Source organism: Cellulomonas uda (genome assembly GCF_006538705.1).
GTDB lineage: Bacteria > Actinomycetota > Actinomycetes > Actinomycetales > Cellulomonadaceae > Cellulomonas > Cellulomonas uda.
This window is the reverse complement of sequence record NZ_BJLP01000020.1, coordinates 46,137-63,449: the sequence shown is the minus strand read 5'-3', so window position 1 is coordinate 63,449 and position 17,313 is coordinate 46,137. Positions and strand designations below refer to the sequence as shown.

Annotated in this window: 11 protein-coding genes; 5 read left to right on the top strand and 6 right to left on the bottom strand. The window is 73.5% G+C overall.

Annotation, left to right across the window (positions count from 1 at the left end; translation table 11 throughout):
* Window positions 1–90 precede the first annotated feature (90 nt).
* On the bottom strand, window positions 91–579 hold the full coding sequence (locus CUD01_RS07570) for a GNAT family N-acetyltransferase (protein ID WP_141319980.1): 489 nt from the start codon (window positions 577–579) through the stop codon (window positions 91–93).
* 48 nt (window positions 580–627) lie between these two features.
* Here CUD01_RS07570 and purU point away from each other — a divergent pair, with 48 nt between their 5' ends.
* Window positions 628–1,503: a formyltetrahydrofolate deformylase gene (gene purU, locus CUD01_RS07565; protein WP_141319978.1), complete on the top strand. Its 876-nt coding sequence runs from the start codon at window positions 628–630 to the stop codon at window positions 1,501–1,503.
* Between the two features lie 103 nt (window positions 1,504–1,606).
* Here the strand turns inward: purU and CUD01_RS07560 are convergent, their stop codons facing one another.
* Together CUD01_RS07560 and CUD01_RS07555 are read right to left on the bottom strand one after the other, a co-directional pair.
* Window positions 1,607–1,876, bottom strand: coding sequence for a DUF167 domain-containing protein (locus CUD01_RS07560; protein ID WP_141319976.1), 270 nt, complete (start codon window positions 1,874–1,876; stop codon window positions 1,607–1,609).
* 7 nt (window positions 1,877–1,883) lie between these two features.
* Window positions 1,884–2,885, bottom strand: coding sequence for a malate dehydrogenase (locus CUD01_RS07555; RefSeq protein WP_141319974.1), 1,002 nt, complete (start codon window positions 2,883–2,885; stop codon window positions 1,884–1,886).
* A gap of 281 nt (window positions 2,886–3,166) precedes the next feature.
* Here CUD01_RS07555 and CUD01_RS07550 point away from each other — a divergent pair, with 281 nt between their 5' ends.
* Window positions 3,167–4,591: an extracellular catalytic domain type 1 short-chain-length polyhydroxyalkanoate depolymerase gene (locus CUD01_RS07550; RefSeq protein ID WP_141319972.1), complete on the top strand. Its 1,425-nt coding sequence runs from the start codon at window positions 3,167–3,169 to the stop codon at window positions 4,589–4,591.
* 77 nt (window positions 4,592–4,668) lie between these two features.
* Here CUD01_RS07550 and pulA read toward each other — a convergent pair whose 3' ends face one another.
* Both pulA and CUD01_RS07535 read right to left on the bottom strand, forming a co-directional pair.
* Window positions 4,669–11,661, bottom strand: a complete 6,993-nt coding sequence (gene pulA / locus CUD01_RS17025) for a pullulanase-type alpha-1,6-glucosidase (RefSeq protein WP_243860724.1) — start codon at window positions 11,659–11,661, stop codon at window positions 4,669–4,671.
* Between the two features lie 310 nt (window positions 11,662–11,971).
* The gene (locus CUD01_RS07535) at window positions 11,972–13,189 is read right to left on the bottom strand and encodes an NADP-dependent isocitrate dehydrogenase (RefSeq protein ID WP_141319969.1); all 1,218 of its coding nucleotides are present in this window, start codon (window positions 13,187–13,189) and stop codon (window positions 11,972–11,974) included.
* 234 nt (window positions 13,190–13,423) lie between these two features.
* On the opposite strand from CUD01_RS07535, the gene CUD01_RS07530 reads away from it, so the two are divergent.
* Together CUD01_RS07530 and CUD01_RS07525 are read left to right on the top strand one after the other, a co-directional pair.
* Entirely contained in the window at window positions 13,424–14,497 is a 1,074-nt protein-coding gene (locus tag CUD01_RS07530) for an MIP family channel protein (protein ID WP_141319967.1), read from the top strand.
* A 71-nt stretch (window positions 14,498–14,568) separates the two neighbouring features.
* Window positions 14,569–15,336 (top strand): hypothetical protein, encoded by a 768-nt coding sequence (locus tag CUD01_RS07525; protein WP_141319965.1) that lies wholly within the window; start codon window positions 14,569–14,571, stop codon window positions 15,334–15,336.
* A 29-nt stretch (window positions 15,337–15,365) separates the two neighbouring features.
* Here the strand turns inward: CUD01_RS07525 and CUD01_RS16505 are convergent, their stop codons facing one another.
* Window positions 15,366–15,965 (bottom strand): DUF3017 domain-containing protein, encoded by a 600-nt coding sequence (locus tag CUD01_RS16505; RefSeq protein ID WP_166771953.1) that lies wholly within the window; start codon window positions 15,963–15,965, stop codon window positions 15,366–15,368.
* A gap of 34 nt (window positions 15,966–15,999) precedes the next feature.
* Between CUD01_RS16505 and CUD01_RS07515 the strand changes: the two genes are divergently transcribed.
* A complete protein-coding gene (locus tag CUD01_RS07515; RefSeq protein WP_244937703.1) occupies window positions 16,000–17,295 on the top strand; it encodes an NAD(P)/FAD-dependent oxidoreductase in 1,296 nt (431 codons plus the stop codon).
* Window positions 17,296–17,313 lie beyond the last annotated feature (18 nt).

The window sequence follows — 17,313 nt, the reverse complement described above, 5'->3', positions numbered from 1 at the left end:
GGCGGGTCCGCGACGAACGGCGCGTCGCCGACGAGCCGGTGGACCGCCTCGGGGACGACGACCGGCCCCGTCGGGATGCTCACGTGGCGGTCAGTCCTCCGGGGTCTCGACCAGGGACTTGCGCAGGAACGCGTAGGTCAGGTCGCCCGCGGTCTGGTCGTGCTGGTGCTCGTAGCCGTGCTTCGCGTACAGCGCGATGTTCTGCACCGAGTCGCGGCCCGTGAACACCCACACCTCCTCGATGCCGTCCGGCAGGTACGGCAGGATCGCGAGCAGCAGCTGGGTCCCGAAGCCCTTGCCCTGCAGGTCCGGCGCGACCGCGAACCGGCCGAGCGTGGCCTTCTTGTCCTCGATGAGCACGCGGATCGACCCGACGAGCCGGTGCCCGTCCCAGCCCCCGAGCGTCACCACGTCCGGACGCTGCAGGTCCTCGACGAGCTCCTCGACCGTCTGCGTGAGCGGCGGGATGTGCGGGTCGCCGTACTGCTGCGCCTCGGTGACGAACGCGGCGCGGCGCAGCGTGAGCAGCTCGCCGGCGTCGTCGGTGGTCACCTTGCGGATGTCGAGGTCGGCCGTCATACGGCCATCGTGTCAGCCGCGCGGCGCGGCGCACTACTCTCGGGACTCGTGTCCCACACTGCGAGCCCGACGACCCCAGGAGAGACCCACTGGGTCCTGACCCTCTCGTGCCCGGACCGCCCCGGGATCGTGCACGCCGTCGCGGGGCTGCTCGCGGACCACGGCGGGAACATCACGGAGTCGCAGCAGTTCGGGGACGCGCTCACCGGTCTGTTCTTCATGCGCGTCCAGGTCACGTCCGCGGTCACGTACGACGAGCTCGCGGGGGCGCTCGAGCGCATCTCCGCGGCCTTCGACATGACGTGGTCGCTCGACGTCGCCGGCCGGCCGGTCCGCACGCTCGTCATGGGCTCCACGGCCGCGCACTGCCTCAACGACCTCGCGTTCCGCCAGCGCTCGGAGAAGCTGCCGGTCGACCTGGTCGCCGTCGTGTCGAACCACACCGTGCTCGAGCCGCTCGCGCAGTTCTACGGCATCCCGTTCCACCACGTGCCCGTGACCGCGGCCACCAAGGCCGACGCGGAGGCCCGCCTGCTGGAGCTCGTCGAGGAGCTGGACGTCGAGCTCGTCGTGCTCGCCCGGTACATGCAGATCCTGTCCGACGAGCTGTGCCGCAGGCTGGCCGGGCGCGTCATCAACATCCACCACTCGTTCCTGCCGTCCTTCAAGGGCGCGCGCCCGTACGCGCAGGCCCACGACCGGGGCGTGAAGCTCATCGGCGCGACCGCGCACTACGTCACGGGCGACCTCGACGAGGGGCCGATCATCGAGCAGGACGTGGAGCGCGTGGACCACACGCGGTCGGTCGACGACCTGGTCGCGCTCGGGCAGGACGTCGAGCGCCGGGCGCTGGCCCGCGCGGTGCGCTGGCACGCCGAGCACCGCGTCCTGCTGGACGGCCACCGGACCATCGTCTTCCGCTGACGCCGGGTCATTCCTCGTGAGGTCGCGCGATTCTCGCGAGGTCGTGCAGTCGTCTGCGCGACCTCCCGAGAGACGCGCGACCTCGCGCGGGCCGGGGTGGGTGTCAGGCGTTCAGGAGTGCCTCGAGGCGGGCCGGGGCGTCGGCGAGCGCGTCGTCGTCGACGTCGACGACCTTGTCGCGGCTCGTCGTGCCCGTCACCAGCGTGACGTGGCGGCGGCGCACGCCGAAGGCGTCCGCGACCGCCGCGAGCGCGGCCTCGGTCGCGGCGCCGTCGACGGCCCGGGCGGACACGGCGACGACGAGCGCGCCGGCGTGCGACCCGCCGACGCGCGTCCGTGACGCCCCCGGCCTGACCCGGATCGCGACCCGCACGGCCCGGTCAGACGAGGCCGAGCGCGCGCACCGCCTCGCGCTCCTCGACGAGCTCGGCCACCGACGCGTCGAGCCGCGCGCGCGAGTCCGCGTCGAGCTCCAGGTCGGGCACGATCGACCACGACGTGCCGTCGGAGGTCACGGGGAACGACGAGATCAGCCCCTCGGGCACGCCGTACGAGCCGTCGGAGACGACGCCCGCCGACGTCCAGTCGTCGGCGGGGGTGCCGTCGACCCACGTGCGGACGTGGTCGACCGCGGCGTTCGCCGCCGAGGCCGCGGACGACGCGCCGCGCGCCTCGATGATGGCGGCACCGCGCTTCGCGACGGTGGGGATGAACGTGTCGGCCACCCACGCGGCGTCGACGAGGTCCGTCGCGGGCGTGCCGGCCACCGTGGCGCGCGTGAGGTCGGGGAACTGCGTCGCGGAGTGGTTGCCCCAGATGGTCAGGTGGCGGATCTCGTCGACCCGCCGTCCGGTCCGCGCGGCGAGCTGCGCGAGCGCGCGGTTGTGGTCGAGCCGGGTCATCGCGGTGAACCGCTCGGCGGGCACGTCGGGCGCGTGCGAGGCGGCGATGAACGCGTTGGTGTTCGCGGGGTTGCCGACGACGAGCACCTTGACGTCGTCCGCCGCGCCGGCGTTGATCGCGGCTCCCTGCGGCGCGAAGATCCCGCCGTTGGCGGACAGCAGGTCGCCACGCTCCATCCCGGCGGTCCGCGGACGCGCGCCGACGAGCAGTGCGACGTTCGTGCCGTCGAACGCGGCACGAACGTCGTCGGTGATGTCGATGCCCGCGAGCAGCGGGAACGCGCAGTCGTCGAGCTCCATGGCGGTGCCCTCCGCGGCGCGCACGGCCTGCGGGACCTCGAGGAGACGCAGCCGCACCGGGGTGTCCGGCCCGAGGAGCTGGCCCGACGCGATGCGGAACAGCAGGGCGTACCCGATCTGCCCGGCCGCACCCGTCACGGTGACGACGGCGGGGGTCTTCTCGGCGTTCTGTGCGGACACGGGCGGGCTCCTTCGATCGACCGGACGTGCGGGTCGTCGGCGCCTCGTGGGCGGCCCGACTCCCTGCGCCGAACCTATCGCGCGCGGTCGTCCGGCGCGGCGACGAGCGCGCGACGCGCGTCGGCCCGGTCCCGCCCCGGCCGGGCCGTGCGTCCCGGGCCCATCGGGTGTCGAGGCGAAACGGTTCATCGCCCGACGCCGGGTTGTCGCTCGTCGAGCGGCGGGACGACGCTTTCCGGGCGGACGCGCGCACGCGGGTCCGCCCGACGGAAGGGTCATCGATGACGACGTCCTTGTCCCGGCGCCTGCGCGCCCTGGCCGGCACCGCGCTGGCCGCCCTCAGCCTCGCGACGGTGGGAGCCCTGGTCTCCACCACCACCACCGCGCCACCCGCCCAGGCCGCCTCGCTCGTGCGGGTCTCGAGCTTCGGCCAGAACCCCGGCGGGCTCGGCATGTACCTGTACGTCCCCGACTCGGTGAAGCCGAACGCGCCGGTCCTGGTCGTCGTGCACTACTGCACGGGCAGCGCCCAGGCGATGTTCTCGGGCACGCAGTTCGACGAGCTCGCGAACCGGTACGGCTACATCGTCGTGTACCCGCAGGCCGACCGGCCGGGCGCGTGCTTCGACGTGTCGTCCGCGCAGGCGCTGCGCCACGACGGCGGGAGCGACCCGACGAGCATCGCGAACATGGTCCGCTACGTGCAGCGCACCTACTCGACCGACGCGTCGCGCGTGTTCGTCACGGGCACCTCGTCGGGCGCCATGACGACGCAGGTGATGCTCGCGACGTACCCCGACATCTTCGCGGCGGGGGCCGCGTTCGCGGGCGTGCCGGCGACGTGCTTCTCGACGTCCTCTCCCCCGCCCGGCTCGACGAGCCAGGCGCCGTGGAACAGCGACTGCGCGCAGGGGCGCATCAACCGCACCGGCCAGCAGTGGGGCGACCTGGCGCGCGCGGCGTACCCCGGCTACACGGGCGCCCGCCCGCGCGTGCAGCTGTGGCACGGCACGCAGGACACGACGCTCGCGTACGCCAACTTCGGCGAGGCCGTCGAGCAGTGGACGAACGTGCTCGGCGTCTCCGCGACGCCGTCGTCGACCAGCGTCAACGGCGTCGTCACGCGCACGCGGTACGGCGGCACGGGTGACCAGGCACCCGTCGAGGCGAACTCGCTGGCGAACACGACGCACAACCTGCCGGTCGACGCCGCCGCCGCGATCCACTTCTTCGGCCTCGACGGCCCCGCGCCCACGCAGTCGCCGACGAGCAGCCCGCACCCGACGGACAGCGCGTCCCCGACACCGACGCCCACCCCCACGCCCACGCCCACGCCCACCCCGACGTCGTCGCCGTCGGTGACCCCGACGGGCACCGCGACGACGACCGTGCCCTCCGGGTGCCGCGTGAGCTACCAGGTCAACGCGTGGAACACGGGCTACACGGCCAACGTGACCATCGGCAACTGGGGCGCCACCGCGGTCGACGGCTGGACGCTGCGGTTCACGCTGCCCGCCGGCCAGCGGGTCGAGCAGGCGTGGAGCTCGCAGGTCACCCAGTCCGGTCAGGTGGTGACGGTCACCAACGCGCCGTGGAACGCGACGATCCCGGCCGGCGGGAACGTCCAGCTCGGCTTCAACGCGAGCCACAGCGGCTCGGCCGCCGCACCCACGTCGTTCACCCTGAACGGCATGCTCTGCGGCTGACGCGCACCACGACGAGGAGGGGCCCGGTCGGTGCGACCGAGCCCCTCCTCGTGCGCGAACCCACGGGCCCGGGTGCGTCAGCTCTCGCGGCGCCGCCGTACGACGAGCACGAGCACCAGGCCGGCGACGAGCGCGGCGGCCGCGAGCGCGACGAGCCCGGCGTCGAACCCGGTGGCCCCGAGCTCCGCGTCGGCCGCGACGACCCGCACCGCCGCGGACCCGCTGAGCCCGGAGGTCAGGCCGCGGACCTCGAGGGTGTGCTCACCCAGCGCGGCGTCCACCGGGATCGTCACGGTCAGGTCGACCGTCCCGTCCGCCGAGGCCGACCCGCCGAGCAGCAGCACCGGCGTCGAGTGCAGCCACACCTGGACCCGCTCCCCCGCGGTGAGACCCGACGCCTGCACCTCGACGGTGCTCCCGCGCCGGACGACGCCCGCCGAGAGCTCGACCCGCGGCCGCGGCCTCGGGGCGGCCGTGCGCGTCGGCTCGGGCCGCGGCTTCGCCGTGCGCGTCGGCTCGGGTCGCGGCTTCGCCGTGCGCGTCGGGTGCGGGTGGGGCGTGCGCGTCGGGTGCGGCTTCGGCGTGGCCGTCGGGCTCGTCGTGGGCGTGGGACCGGCCGTCGGCGTCGGGCCGGCCGTCGGTGTCGCCGTGGGCGTCGGGCTCGGCCCGCCGTCCTCCTGGGCCTCCACGAGCACCGCGACCGTGCGGGCCGGGACCGTCACCGTGCCGGTCGCGGTGTCCCACGTGGTCGCCCTGACGACGTCGTCGGACCCCGCGACCTGCACCGGGGACAGCGCGTACTCGCGCCCGGCGAGCTCGGGGACGACCTGGGTGGTCGCCGCCGTGCCGGCGTTGAGCACGACGAGCACGCCGTCGAGCGCGGGGTCGGCGTCCGCACCGAGCGTGTCGTCGACGCTCATGACGATCACGCCGGGTGTCGCGTCGGGGCCGCTGGTGGGGAACGTCAGCTTGGTCTCGATCGCGTCCGCCGAGCCGAGGCGCAGCAGGCGGGTCGAGGCGCGCAGTCGCAGCAGGTCGAGCGCCGCGTCGGACGCCGTGGCGACGTCGTCGGCGGACGGCTTGAGCGCCGGGTCGGCCAGCAGCGGCGCCATGTACGGCCACTTCGCCTCGTTGTCCGGCCGCGGCGGCAGCCCCTTGCCGAACCCGTTGTCCTGCCCCGTCCAGTCGATCGCGTTGAACCAGTCGCCCGAGTTGTAGCTGTTGCGGTCGAGCGACTTGCTGCGCAGCAGGTCGGCGCCCGCGTGCCAGAACGACGGCGTCTGGGCCAGGGCGGTGGTGGCGAGCGACAGCGTGTTCATCCGGATGCGGTCGTCCATCGAGGTGGCCTGCGGGAGCTTCATGGTGAGCGAGTCCCACAGCGTCTCGTTGTCGTGCGCGTCGACGTACGTGACGACCTCGTCGGGCTCGGTCGCGTACCCCGCGGGCTGGCCGTTGTAGTCGACCTGCGCGCCCGTACGCACCGTCCCGTCGCTCGCGAGGAACGAGAAGTCGGCGAGGTTGCCCGCCATCCCGAGCCGCACCAGGTCGGTCTGGTGCGCGAGCGTGGCGGCCTGCGCCGCGGCGTCGCCGTTGACCGCGGCGCCGTTCGGGTCGGTGAGCTGGCCCGAGCCGAAGCCCTGGACGCGCGGGTCCTCGTCGAACGGGCCGCCGCCGCGCACCGCGTCGCGCAGCCGGTCGGAGAACGTGCCGATGCCCGTGCCGCCGAGGTTGCCCTGGCGGGCCTGCTCGAACAGCGCGTCGTCGGCGACCTCGCCGAAGTTCCAGCCCTCGCCGTACAGGTAGATGCGCGAGCCGTCGACCCCGTCGTCGGCGAGCGTCAGCTCGTCGAGCGCGTCCCGCACGGCCTGCATGTTCGCCACCGAGTGGTGACCCATGAGGTCGAACCGGAACCCGTCGACCTTGTACTCGCGCGCCCACAGCACGACCGAGTCGACCATCAGCTTGCCCGCGAGCGCGTGCTCGGTCGCGATGTTCGAGCAGCACGTGCTCGTCCGCACGGCACCCGTCGCGTCGAGGCGGTGGTAGTACCCCGGCACGACCTTGTCGAGCACCGAGGTGTCCGCCTGGCCGGCCGCCGACGTGTGGTTGTACACCTCGTCGAGCACGACCTCGAGGCCCGTCGCGTGCAGGGCCCCGACCATCGTGCGGAACTCGCCGACCCGCGCGTCGGGGTCGACCGCGTACGAGCCCTCGGGCACCTGGTAGTGGAACGGGTCGTAGCCCCAGTTGAAACCGTCGGCGTCGGCCACCGCGGTGACGCACGCCTGCTGCTCGGTGGAGTCCGGCGCGTACGACGCCAGGTCGCACGCGGGGCTCTCCTGCTCCCCGCGGTCCTCCTCGATGGTCGCGATGTCGAACGTCGGCAGCAGGTGCACCGTCGTCAGACCCGCACCGGCGAGCTCTGCGAGGTGCCGCGTGCCCGCGCTGTCGCGGGCGAACGCGAGGTACGTCCCGCGCTCGGCCGCGGGCACGGTCTCGTCGGCGATCGAGAAGTCCCGCACGTGCAGCTCGTAGATCGCACGGTCCACGGCCTGCTCCACCGTCGGGGACGGCGTGTCCGTCCAGATCGCCGGCCGCGTGGCCGGGTCGGCCAGGTCGACGACGACCGAGTGGGTCGAGTTCTGCGTGAGCGCGACCGAGTACGGGTCCGTCACGTCGTTCACGACGACGCGCCGCAGGCTCGGGGCGTACACCGTCACGGCGTAGCGGTAGGCCGCACCGGTCCAGCCCGCCTCGCCCGCGACGCGCCACACGCCGTCGTCGCCGCGCTCGGCGGGCACGCGCGTGGGCTCGCCGGACACCTCGCCCGGCCACACCAGCAGGTCGACGTCCTGGGCGGTCGGCGCCCACAGCGCGAACGACGGCGTGCCGTCGTCCCACGTCAGGCCCAGGTCCGCAGTGGCCGCCGCGTCGGCGTACAGGTCGTCGAGCACGCCCGGGACCTGCACGCCCGTGAAGGCGACCGGGGAGTCGCCCGCCGCGAGCACCCGTAGCTCGCCCTCGAGCAGCTGCGGCGCACGCGCCGCGTCGGACGCGGACAGGTGCAGCGCGGCGTAGCCCGCGAGCGCCGGGAACGCCGCCGTGACGTCCCCGGGCAGTCCCGCCGGGTCGTACGTGAGCGCGACCGGCTCGCCGCCCTCGACCGCACCGTCGGCGAGCTCGAGCCCGCCCGTCGGCGACGCGTGCAGCGACCACGTCAGGTCCGCCGCGTCGGCGTCGCCGAGCAGGTCCTGCGGGAACGCGAGCGTGTCGGCCGCGACCCAGTGCGCGCGCGCCTGGCCGGTGCCGGGCAGCGGCGGGTCCTGGACCGTCACGGTGAGCACCTTCGTCTCGGAGTCGAACGAGAACAGCACCTGCTTGCCCGCCGTGGCGGAGAAGGTGATGTTCGCACCCCCGGGCACGCCGTCGGCACCCCAGTTGAGGTCCCAGGACCGGTCCTGCGTGACCTTCACCTGGTACGACCCGGTCGGCAGGCTCGTCGTCGTGAACGTGGACGTCCCGTCGCGGTCACCGTCCTGCAGGAGCGCGGCGAGGCAGTCGGGCTGCCAGTCGCCCGGGCAGCCGAGCTCGGACTGGAAGTCGCCCGCGAGCGTGAACAGCGGCCCCTCGGCGGTCGACGTGAACTGGTGCGTCACCGGGTCGTAGACGAACGTCACGGCACGCTCGGCGTCCAGCGTGTACGCGACGTTCGCGCCGTCCCGCACGCCGCCCGCGCCGTAGTTCTCGCTCCACGAGCCGCCGATCGCCACCTTGTACTCGTACGAGCCCGCGGGGATCGTGAACGTGCCCGCGTACACCCCGCCCGGCTGGAGCTCGAGGCGCGCGTCGGCGCAGTCGGGCGCCCAGTCACCCGGGCAGCCCATCTCGCTGTTGTGGCTGCCGGGCACGCTCACGACGAGGTCGCCCGGCCCGGGCTCCTGCGGCGTGCCCGCGTCGATCGTCAGCACGCCCGTCGCGGTGTCGAGCCGGAACGTGACCGTCGGGGTCTCCGCGGTCACCGCGAACGCCACATCGTCGCCACCGGCCGTGCCGTAGCTCGTCGACCAGTCGAAGCCGCGCACGGCCTTGGCCTGGTACGTGCCCGCGGGGATCGCGGACGTCGTGTACGTCCACTCGCCGTCCCGGTCCGGGTCGGCCAGGACGCCGGTCAGGCACGTGGCGCTCCAGTCCCCCGCGCAGCCGAGCTCGGTCTGGAAGTCACCCGCGACCGTGTACACCGCGCCCGCGGCGTCGTTCACCACGCGGTGCGTCGCGGGGTCGTACCAGAACGTCACCGGACGATCGGGGTCCGTCACGGTGTACGTGATGTTGCCCGACGGCGAGTTCTTCACGCCGTCCTCGCCGTAGTTCTCGTGCCAGCCGCCGTTCTCGGCGCCCTGCGCCTCGTAGTACGCGGCGCCGACGGCGACCTTGTACTCGTAGGTCCCCGCGGGCAACGCGAACGTGCCCGACCAGCGGCCGTCGGGCTGCTGCGTCAGCTGCGCGGCGGCGCACGTGGGCTGCCAGTCGGCCGCGCAGCCCATCTCCGAGCCGTGGCTGCCGGGCAGCGTCACGACGCTCTCGGCGTCGGCCACCACGGGCGTGCCGGGCCCGTAGCCCTCGCCCACGGTCGCGAACGTCGTCGCGACGGACTCGTTGCCGCTCGCGTCGCGCACCACCGCGCGGTACTCGACGAGCGCACCCGGCGCGAGGCCCGCGGTCGTGTGGAACACGCGCGGGCGGCCGGTGTCGCTCGTCCCGAGCGTCGTCCACGCGTCGTCGCCCGCGACCCGCCACGAGAAGGTCGTCTCCGCGTACGCCTCCTCCTCGAGCGTGACCGCGAGGTCCTCGAGCGCGGTGACCGGCAGACCGGGCGCGCCGACGAACTGCGCGTCGACGGCGGCCGTGCGCGCGGGCAGCGGGCTCGTCGCGCGGTAGACCACCGCGGACAGCGCCGGCACCTCGAGCGTCACCTCGTCGTCCGCCGTGACCGAGCCGGTCGCGCCGTACAGCGCGTCGAACGTGGCGTCCGGCGTGAGCGGAGTGAACGTCGCGGTGCGTGCCGCGGTCGCGTTGTTGACCGCCACGAGGTACTCGACGCGCTCGTCGCGGTCGACGCGGCTGAACGCGTACACGCCCGTGCCGTCGGCGACGAGCTGCTCGACCTGGGCGCCCTGGGACAGCGCGTCGTGCTCGCCGCGCAGCGCGCCGAGCTCGGCGATCGCCTCGTACAGCGGGGAGCCCGTGTCGAAGTGGTCGTCGGTGCCCATCGGCGTGCCGTCGACGAGCGGCTGGTCCGCGTACGAGTCCACCTGGGTGCCGAACATCGACTGCCGCGCGTCCTTGTCGCCACCGGTGCCCGCGAAGCCCTGCTCGTCGCCGTAGTAGACGACCGGCTGGCCGCGCGTGAGGAACATCAGCTGGTGCGCGAGGACGTCCCGGTCCAGCGCCGCGTCCTTGCCCGCGAGGAAGTACCCGATGCGCCCCATGTCATGGTTGCCGAGGAACGTGGGCAGCGCGTACGCGCTCGAGTCCGGTGTGGTGTACAGGTCGTCCGAGGCGTACAGCCCCGCGAGGCTCCTGGCGGACCCGCCGCCGGCGTACCCCGACGCCGCGGACTGGAACGCGAAGTCCAGCACCGCGCTCATGTCGGTCTGCCGCACGTACGGGCTCGTCTTCGCCGCGTCCGCGTCGTACACCTCGCCGAACATGAAGAAGTCGTCCTTGCCCGTGGCGCGCGCGTGGTCCATGACCTGCGCCGTCCAGGACCTCCAGAACTCCATGTCGACGTGCTTGACCGTGTCGATCCGGAAGCCGTCGATGCCGCGGTCGACCCAGTCGGAGAAGATGTCGGCCATCCCGTCGACGACCACCGGGTTCTCGGTCATGAGGTCGTCGAGCGCGCCGAAGTCACCGAGTGTCGAGGACTCCCCCGCGTAGGTCGAGCTGCCGCGGTTGTGGTAGAGCGTCGGGTCGTTGAGCCACGCCGGGACCTTGACGTCCCGCTCCGCCTCGGGCACCACCGGCGTGTACGGGAACGACGTCGCCGGGTCCAGCTCGGGGAACGGGCGTCCGACGACGTCCGCGAGCAGGAACGCGTCGCCATCCGCGTCCGTGTACGGGCGGTCCGCCTGCGAGACGTACGGGTACGGGGTGTCGCCCGGCTGCGGGTCCTCCTCGTACTGGATCACGTCGGCCGTGTGGTTCGCGATGACGTCGAAGTAGACCTTCATGCCGCGGTCGTGCGCGGCGTCCAGCAGCGCGTCCAGCTCGGCCATCGTGCCGTAGTGCGGGTCGAGCGTCGTGAAGTCCGTGACCCAGTAGCCGTGGTAGCCCGCCGAGACGTCGTCGGTGCCGGCACCCTGCACGTACTTGTTGGTGAACGACGGCGTGAGCCAGATCGCGGTGGTGCCCAGGCCCTGCACGTAGTCGAGCCGGTCGATCAGGCCCGCGAGGTCGCCGCCCTGGTAGAACCCCTTGTCCGTCGGGTCGAAGCCCGTGACCAGGCGGTCGCCCGTGAGGCCGCCGCGGTCGTTCGACGGGTCGCCGTCGGCGAACCGGTCGGTCATGACGAAGTAGAGCTGCTGACCCGAGCCGGGCTGGCGGACGGGCGCGAGCGCGACCGCGTCCTGCTCGGCCTCGTCCTGCAGGTCGAGCGGCGTCAGGGACGTGCGTCCGGTCGCGACGTCGAAGTCGACGAGGAGCCGCGTGGGGCCCGCCAGGACGAGCGGCACGTCGGGTGCACCCGCGTCGCTCGACCCGCCGAACCCGTACGCGGTGTCCCACGCGTGGTCGGCGACGACCTTGAAGCCGTAGCTGCCCGCGGGCAGCGTGACCGTCGCCGCGTGGTGCCCCTCGCGGCCGGCGACGGGGGCGAGGTCGCCGTCGGTGCACGTGGGCGACCAGTCGTCCGCGCAGCCGAGCTCGGTCTGCAGCGAGCCGACGAGCGTGTACGTGGGGTCGGCGGCCGTGGCCGCCCCCTGCGTGACCACCGCGCCGCCGACCAGCGCGAGTGTCGCGGCGGTCAGGAGCGACAGGGGGCGACGGGCGCGCGCGAGGACGCTGGACATGCGGCGACTCCTTCGTCTCCGCGCCGGTCGGCGCGGGCATGCGGGCTGGCACGCGCCGCGGCGGCGTCTGCGGTCACCGCTGCGGGGCGTCCGACGACGGCGGCGTCGACGGCTGGCGGCACCGTACCGGCTTGCCGCAACTTGCAGCAAGAGTTTGCTGCCGCCGTTGCCGACCCGTGACCAAGCACCACGAACCACCCGCCACGCGACCGCCGGAGAACGACGGAGGACGACGGACGGCGGAGGACGACGGAGGACGACGAACGGCGCCCACCCCGGAGGGTGGACGCCGTTCGAGGGACGCGCGGGCTCAGCCCAGGCGCGCCGCCAGGTTCTCGTCGAGAGCCGCGAGGAACTCCTCCGTCGTCAGCCACGGCTGGTCCGGGCCGATGAGCAGCGCGAGGTCCTTCGTCATCTTGCCGCTCTCGACCGTCGTGATGACGACGTCCTCGAGCGTCTCCGCGAACGTCGTGACCTCGGGCGTGCCGTCCAGCTTGCCGCGGTGCTTCAGACCGCCCGTCCACGCGAAGATCGACGCGATCGGGTTCGTCGACGTCGGCTTGCCCTGCTGGTGCTGGCGGTAGTGACGCGTTACCGTGCCGTGCGCCGCCTCGGCCTCGACGGTCTTGCCGTCCGGCGTCATGAGGACCGACGTCATCAGGCCCAGCGAGCCGAAGCCCTGCGCGACCGTGTCGGACTGCACGTCACCGTCGTAGTTCTTGCACGCCCAGACGTAGCCGCCCTCCCACTTCATCGCGGCGGCGACCATGTCGTCGATCAGGCGGTGCTCGTACGTCAGGCCCGCGGCGTCGAACTGCTCCTTGAACTCGGTGTCGAACACCTCCTGGAAGATGTCCTTGAACGCACCGTCGTACGCCTTGAGGATCGTGTTCTTCGTCGAGAGGTACACCGGGTAGCCGCGCTGCAGCCCGTACGCGAACGAGGCGCGCGCGAAGTCGCGGATCGACTCGTTGAAGTTGTACATGCCCATCGCCACGCCGCCCGCCTCCGGGTAGGTGACGACCGTCTGCTTGATCTCCTCGGAGCCGTCGGCCGGCGTGAAGGTCAGCGTGAGGGTGCCGGCGCCGGGGACCTTGAAGTTCGTCGCCTTGTACTGGTCGCCGTGGGCGTGGCGACCGATGATGATCGGCTTGTTCCAGCCCGGGACCAGCCGCGGGATGTTGCTGATGATGATCGGCTCGCGGAACACGACGCCGCCCAGGATGTTGCGGATCGTGCCGTTCGGGGACAGCCACATCTTCTTGAGGCCGAACTCCTCGACGCGCGCCTCGTCCGGCGTGATCGTCGCGCACTTGACGCCGACGCCGTGCTCCTTGATCGCGTGGGCCGCGTCGACCGTCACCTGGTCGTCGGTCGCGTCACGGTTCTCGATCGACAGGTCGTAGTACCGCAGGTCGATGTCGAGGTACGGGTGGATCAGGCGGTCCTTGATGAACTGCCAGATGATGCGCGTCATCTCGTCGCCGTCGAGCTCGACGACCGGGCCGACGACCTTGATCTTCGCCATGCGGGACTCCTTGCTGGGAACTGGGCCGACCCAAGATTACTCGACATCGAGAGATCTCGGCCGGGCCGCCGACGCGAGCCTGGTCACGTCCGACGACGCCGCGCACCCACCCGCGCGCCACACCCGCGCCGAACCACGCGCAGCACCGATTTTGGTGCTCGCCACCAGCCGCGGTGCACGGCCAGGACTGGCATATTGGCCCGCGAACCACTCGAACCTACCGAACGGACCGCCATGTCCCAGGACCCCACCGCCGGCGCGACCGAGCCGAAGGGCGCCCAGCCCTCCGAGCCGACGCCCGCCGAGCCGACCGCGGCCACCTCCGAGCCCGTCGTCGAGCCGGTCGCCGAGCCCGTCGTCGAGCCGGTCGTCGAGCCCGCCCCGGAGCCCACGCCCGAGCCCACGCCCGGTCCTGAGGCCGACACCACCGAGTACGACGCGTACGTCGTGCCCGCCGGCACCGTCATCGTCGACGGCCCGAGCCTGACCGCGCGGCTCGGGGCCGAGGTGCTCGGCACGTTCCTGCTCGTGCTCGCCGGCCTCGGGGTCGCGCTGTTCTCGTCGTCGAACTTCGCCATCTTCGGCGGTGGGTCCGGTGCGCTCGGCGTCGCCCTCGCGTTCGGCCTCGCGCTCGCCGCCGGTGCCGCCGCGTTCGGCCACGTCTCGGGTGGCCACTTCAACCCGGCCGTGACGCTCGGCGCCGCGCTCGGCGGCCGTACGTCCTGGAAGGACGTGCTCCCCTACTGGCTCGCGCAGCTCGTCGGCGGCGCGCTCGGCGCCGCGGTCGCGTTCATCGCGATCCCGTCCGGCCTGCCGAACCTCGTGCAGTCCGAGTCGGCGCGCGCGTTCTTCTCCGGTGTCGCCAACGGCTACGGCGAGCACACCGCGCTGAGCACCGCCTCGGGCGGCCAGGCGGAGACGACGCTGTTCACCGCGCTCGTCATCGAGCTCGTCGTCACGGGCATCTTCGTCGCCGTGATCCTCGGCTCGACCGACCGCCGCGCCAACACGCGCGTCGCGCCGTTCGCGATCGGCCTCACGCTCGCCGTCGGCCTGCTCATCACCATCCCGCTCACCAACGGTGCGCTGAACCCCGCGCGTGCCACGGCCGCCGCGATCTTCTCCGAGTCGTGGGCGTGGAAGCAGCTGTGGGTCTTCTGGGTCGCGCCGCTCGTCGGCGCCGCGCTCGCGGGCATCGTGTACCGCGCGTTCGCCGCGGAGCCCCCGCTCGAGGACAACCTCCTCGAGGAGGACGACGTGTACGTGACCGGCGAGGACGTCGTCGTCGTGGAGGAGCAGCAGCGCTGATCCGACATCGAAGGGCCCGCACCCGCCCACGGCGTGAGATGCCGCCCCCGACGTCCGCGACGACCGGGCGCGTGACGCACATCACGCGCCCGGTCCAGCAGCCTGTGCCGAACTCCGCCCACCACGAGCGGCGGGATGCTCGACTTGCCTCCTCGCCGCGCGCAGCGCGTGGCTATGAGCAGGGGGTGGATGCGGATGCGGTGCGATGTCGTGCGCTTGTCGGGGTGGCAGCCCTGACCGCGATCGTGCGTGCTCCCGAGCAGCCGAGCACCCGGGCGTCTGGTCGCCAGGCCATGACGCCCGGTCGACGTACCCTGGCGCTCGCCCTTCTGACCCTTGGTCTCGCGGGCGCGAGCGCGGCCTGCGCTGCCGACTCGAACCTGCCCGCCGGCTCCTTGACCGTCGGCCCGGGTGGTGAGGAGCTGAACTGTGCCGATCCCGGCGTACGCAGCACACGCGCCTTGAGCGCGGTGTGGGTCAAGAACACCGGGACGTCCCCGATCAGGATCGTCAGCGTCCAGGCGGTCGGCGCGGTCGACCTCGAGTTCGACGCTCCCTTCCTGGTCCAGGAAGGTGGACGGTGGTACACCGTTGCCGGCGACATTCCTCCAGCACCGGGAGACGAGTGGTCGGCACAGGCGTGGTCACATCGGGTCGACCTCGACGAGGGCGTGATCGGGCCCGGCGAGCTGTGGCAGATCGTCCAGCCGATGCGGACGCTGAGCGACGACGCGCACTTCGAGGCGACTCGCGTCGAGTACGACGAGGACGGGACTCGCAGAGCCGGGCAGGACAGGACCGCGATGTCGATCACGGGTCATGCGCCCGAGTGTTCTTGATCGCCCTCAGCGCCGGGTGCTCGGTCGTGTCAGCTCTCGGGTGTCGGGAGGATCGCGGCGAGCACCGCGATCGAGACCGCGAGGAAGCACAGGACCGTGACGTCCAGCGCGCGCGAGCGCACGGCCCACGCGACCGGGCCGGGCTCGGGGCGCACCGCACGGACCCCGGCACCGGCCGCGAGCAGCGCGGACAGCGTCCACGCCCCCGCGGGGGTCCCGGCCACGAGTGCGACGAGGCACGCGAGCGCCACGCCCGCCGCCGTCCACCACAACGACGCGTTGCGCGACGCCTCGAGCGAGGCGCGCGCGATGGCGCGGGGGTCGAGCGGGCGCTCGGCGGGCGGCACGTCCTCGGGGACGCCCCCGGGTGTGCTCGAAAGAGTGCTCGCGGGAGTGCTCGCGGGCGCAGGCCGCTTCGCGGGCCCGGCCGCGGGCACGGGGGACGCCGCCGACGACCTCGCCGACGCGGGTCGCGCGTGCTGCGGAGGCGGCGCGGGCTCGTGCCCGCCCGCCCGCGCCTCGGGTGCCGGGGTCGCCGGACCCGCCGACCACCCGGCCGGTGCGCCCGGCAGCGGGGTGCCGTGCGTCGTCGTCCGTGCCGACTGACCGTGCACGCGCTCGTGAACCATCCCGCCTCCCGACGGGTGAGACTACCGTTGCCGGGTGAGCCTGACGCCCGAGCGACCGCGCACACGCACGACGAGTGACGCGGGCGGCCCGCCGCACGGGCCCACGCGCAGGCCCGCGTCCGTGCTCGTCGTGGGCGCGGGGCTGGCCGCGACGCAGACCGTCGCCGCACTGCGCGAGGTCGGCTACTCCGGTCACGTCACGGTGCTCGGGGCCGAGGGCGTCGCCCCGTACGACCGACCTCCCTTGTCCAAGCACCTCCTGGACCACGTGAGCCCCGCGTGGCTCGCGGACGAGGTCGGCACCGACATCACGTCGCAGGCCGACGCGGTCCACCTCGCACGGCCGGCCCGCGGGCTCGTCGTGACGCCCGACGCGGTCACGGTGCACACCGACGCGGGCGACCTCACCTCCGACGCGCTCGTCGTCGCGACCGGTGCCCACGCGGTCCTGCCGGGCGCGTGGGTGGGCGCCCGCACGCTGCACACCTGGGCGGACGCGCAGGAGCTGCGCACGGCGCTGCGGCCCGGGGACCGGCTCGTCGTCGTGGGTGCCGGCTGGATCGGGGCCGAGGTCGCGGGCGTCGCGGCGCGCGCGGGGGTGGACGTCACGGTCGTGGAGGCGGCGGCCGCGCCTCTCGCGGGTGCACTCGGGGCGCGCGTAGGCGCGCTGACCGTGCCCTGGTACGGCGAGCACGGCGTGCGGCTGCTGACCGGCCGGACGGTCGCGCAGGTGGACGCCCGCGGGGTGCGGCTGTCCGACGGCACGCACCTGCCCGCGGACGTGGTGCTCGCCGCCGTGGGCGCCCGCCCCGCGACGGCCTGGCTCGGCGACGCGCTCCCGCGCGAGGCGGACGGGGCGCTGCGCGTCGACGAGGGGTTCGCGGTGCTGGGTGCGCCGGGCCGCCACGTGCGCGCGGTCGGTGACGTCACGCTGCGCCGCTCGCGGCGGCACGGCTGGGTGCCCGGCGGCCACTGGGACGGTGCGCTGCGCGACCCGGCCGAGCTCGTCGCGGACCTGCTCGAGGGCGACGCGGCCGCGGCGGGACGCGGCGACCGCGCGCCGTACGTGTTCTCGACGCAGCTCGGGCACGACCTCACGCTGTTCGGCCAGCCGTCCGCCGAGGACGACGTGGTGCTGCGCGGCGACCCCGCCGCGGACGGCGGGTGGACCGCGCTCTGGTACCGGCCGGGCGGCGACACGATCAGCGGGGTGCTGACGGTCGACCGGCCGCGTGACGTCGGTGCCGCACGCCGGCTGTTCACGTCGGCGACGCTCCCCGAGCTCGCACGACCGCTCGCTGCCGACCCGGACCGCCCGCTGCGCCCCTGACCGACGGCAGGAACGCGA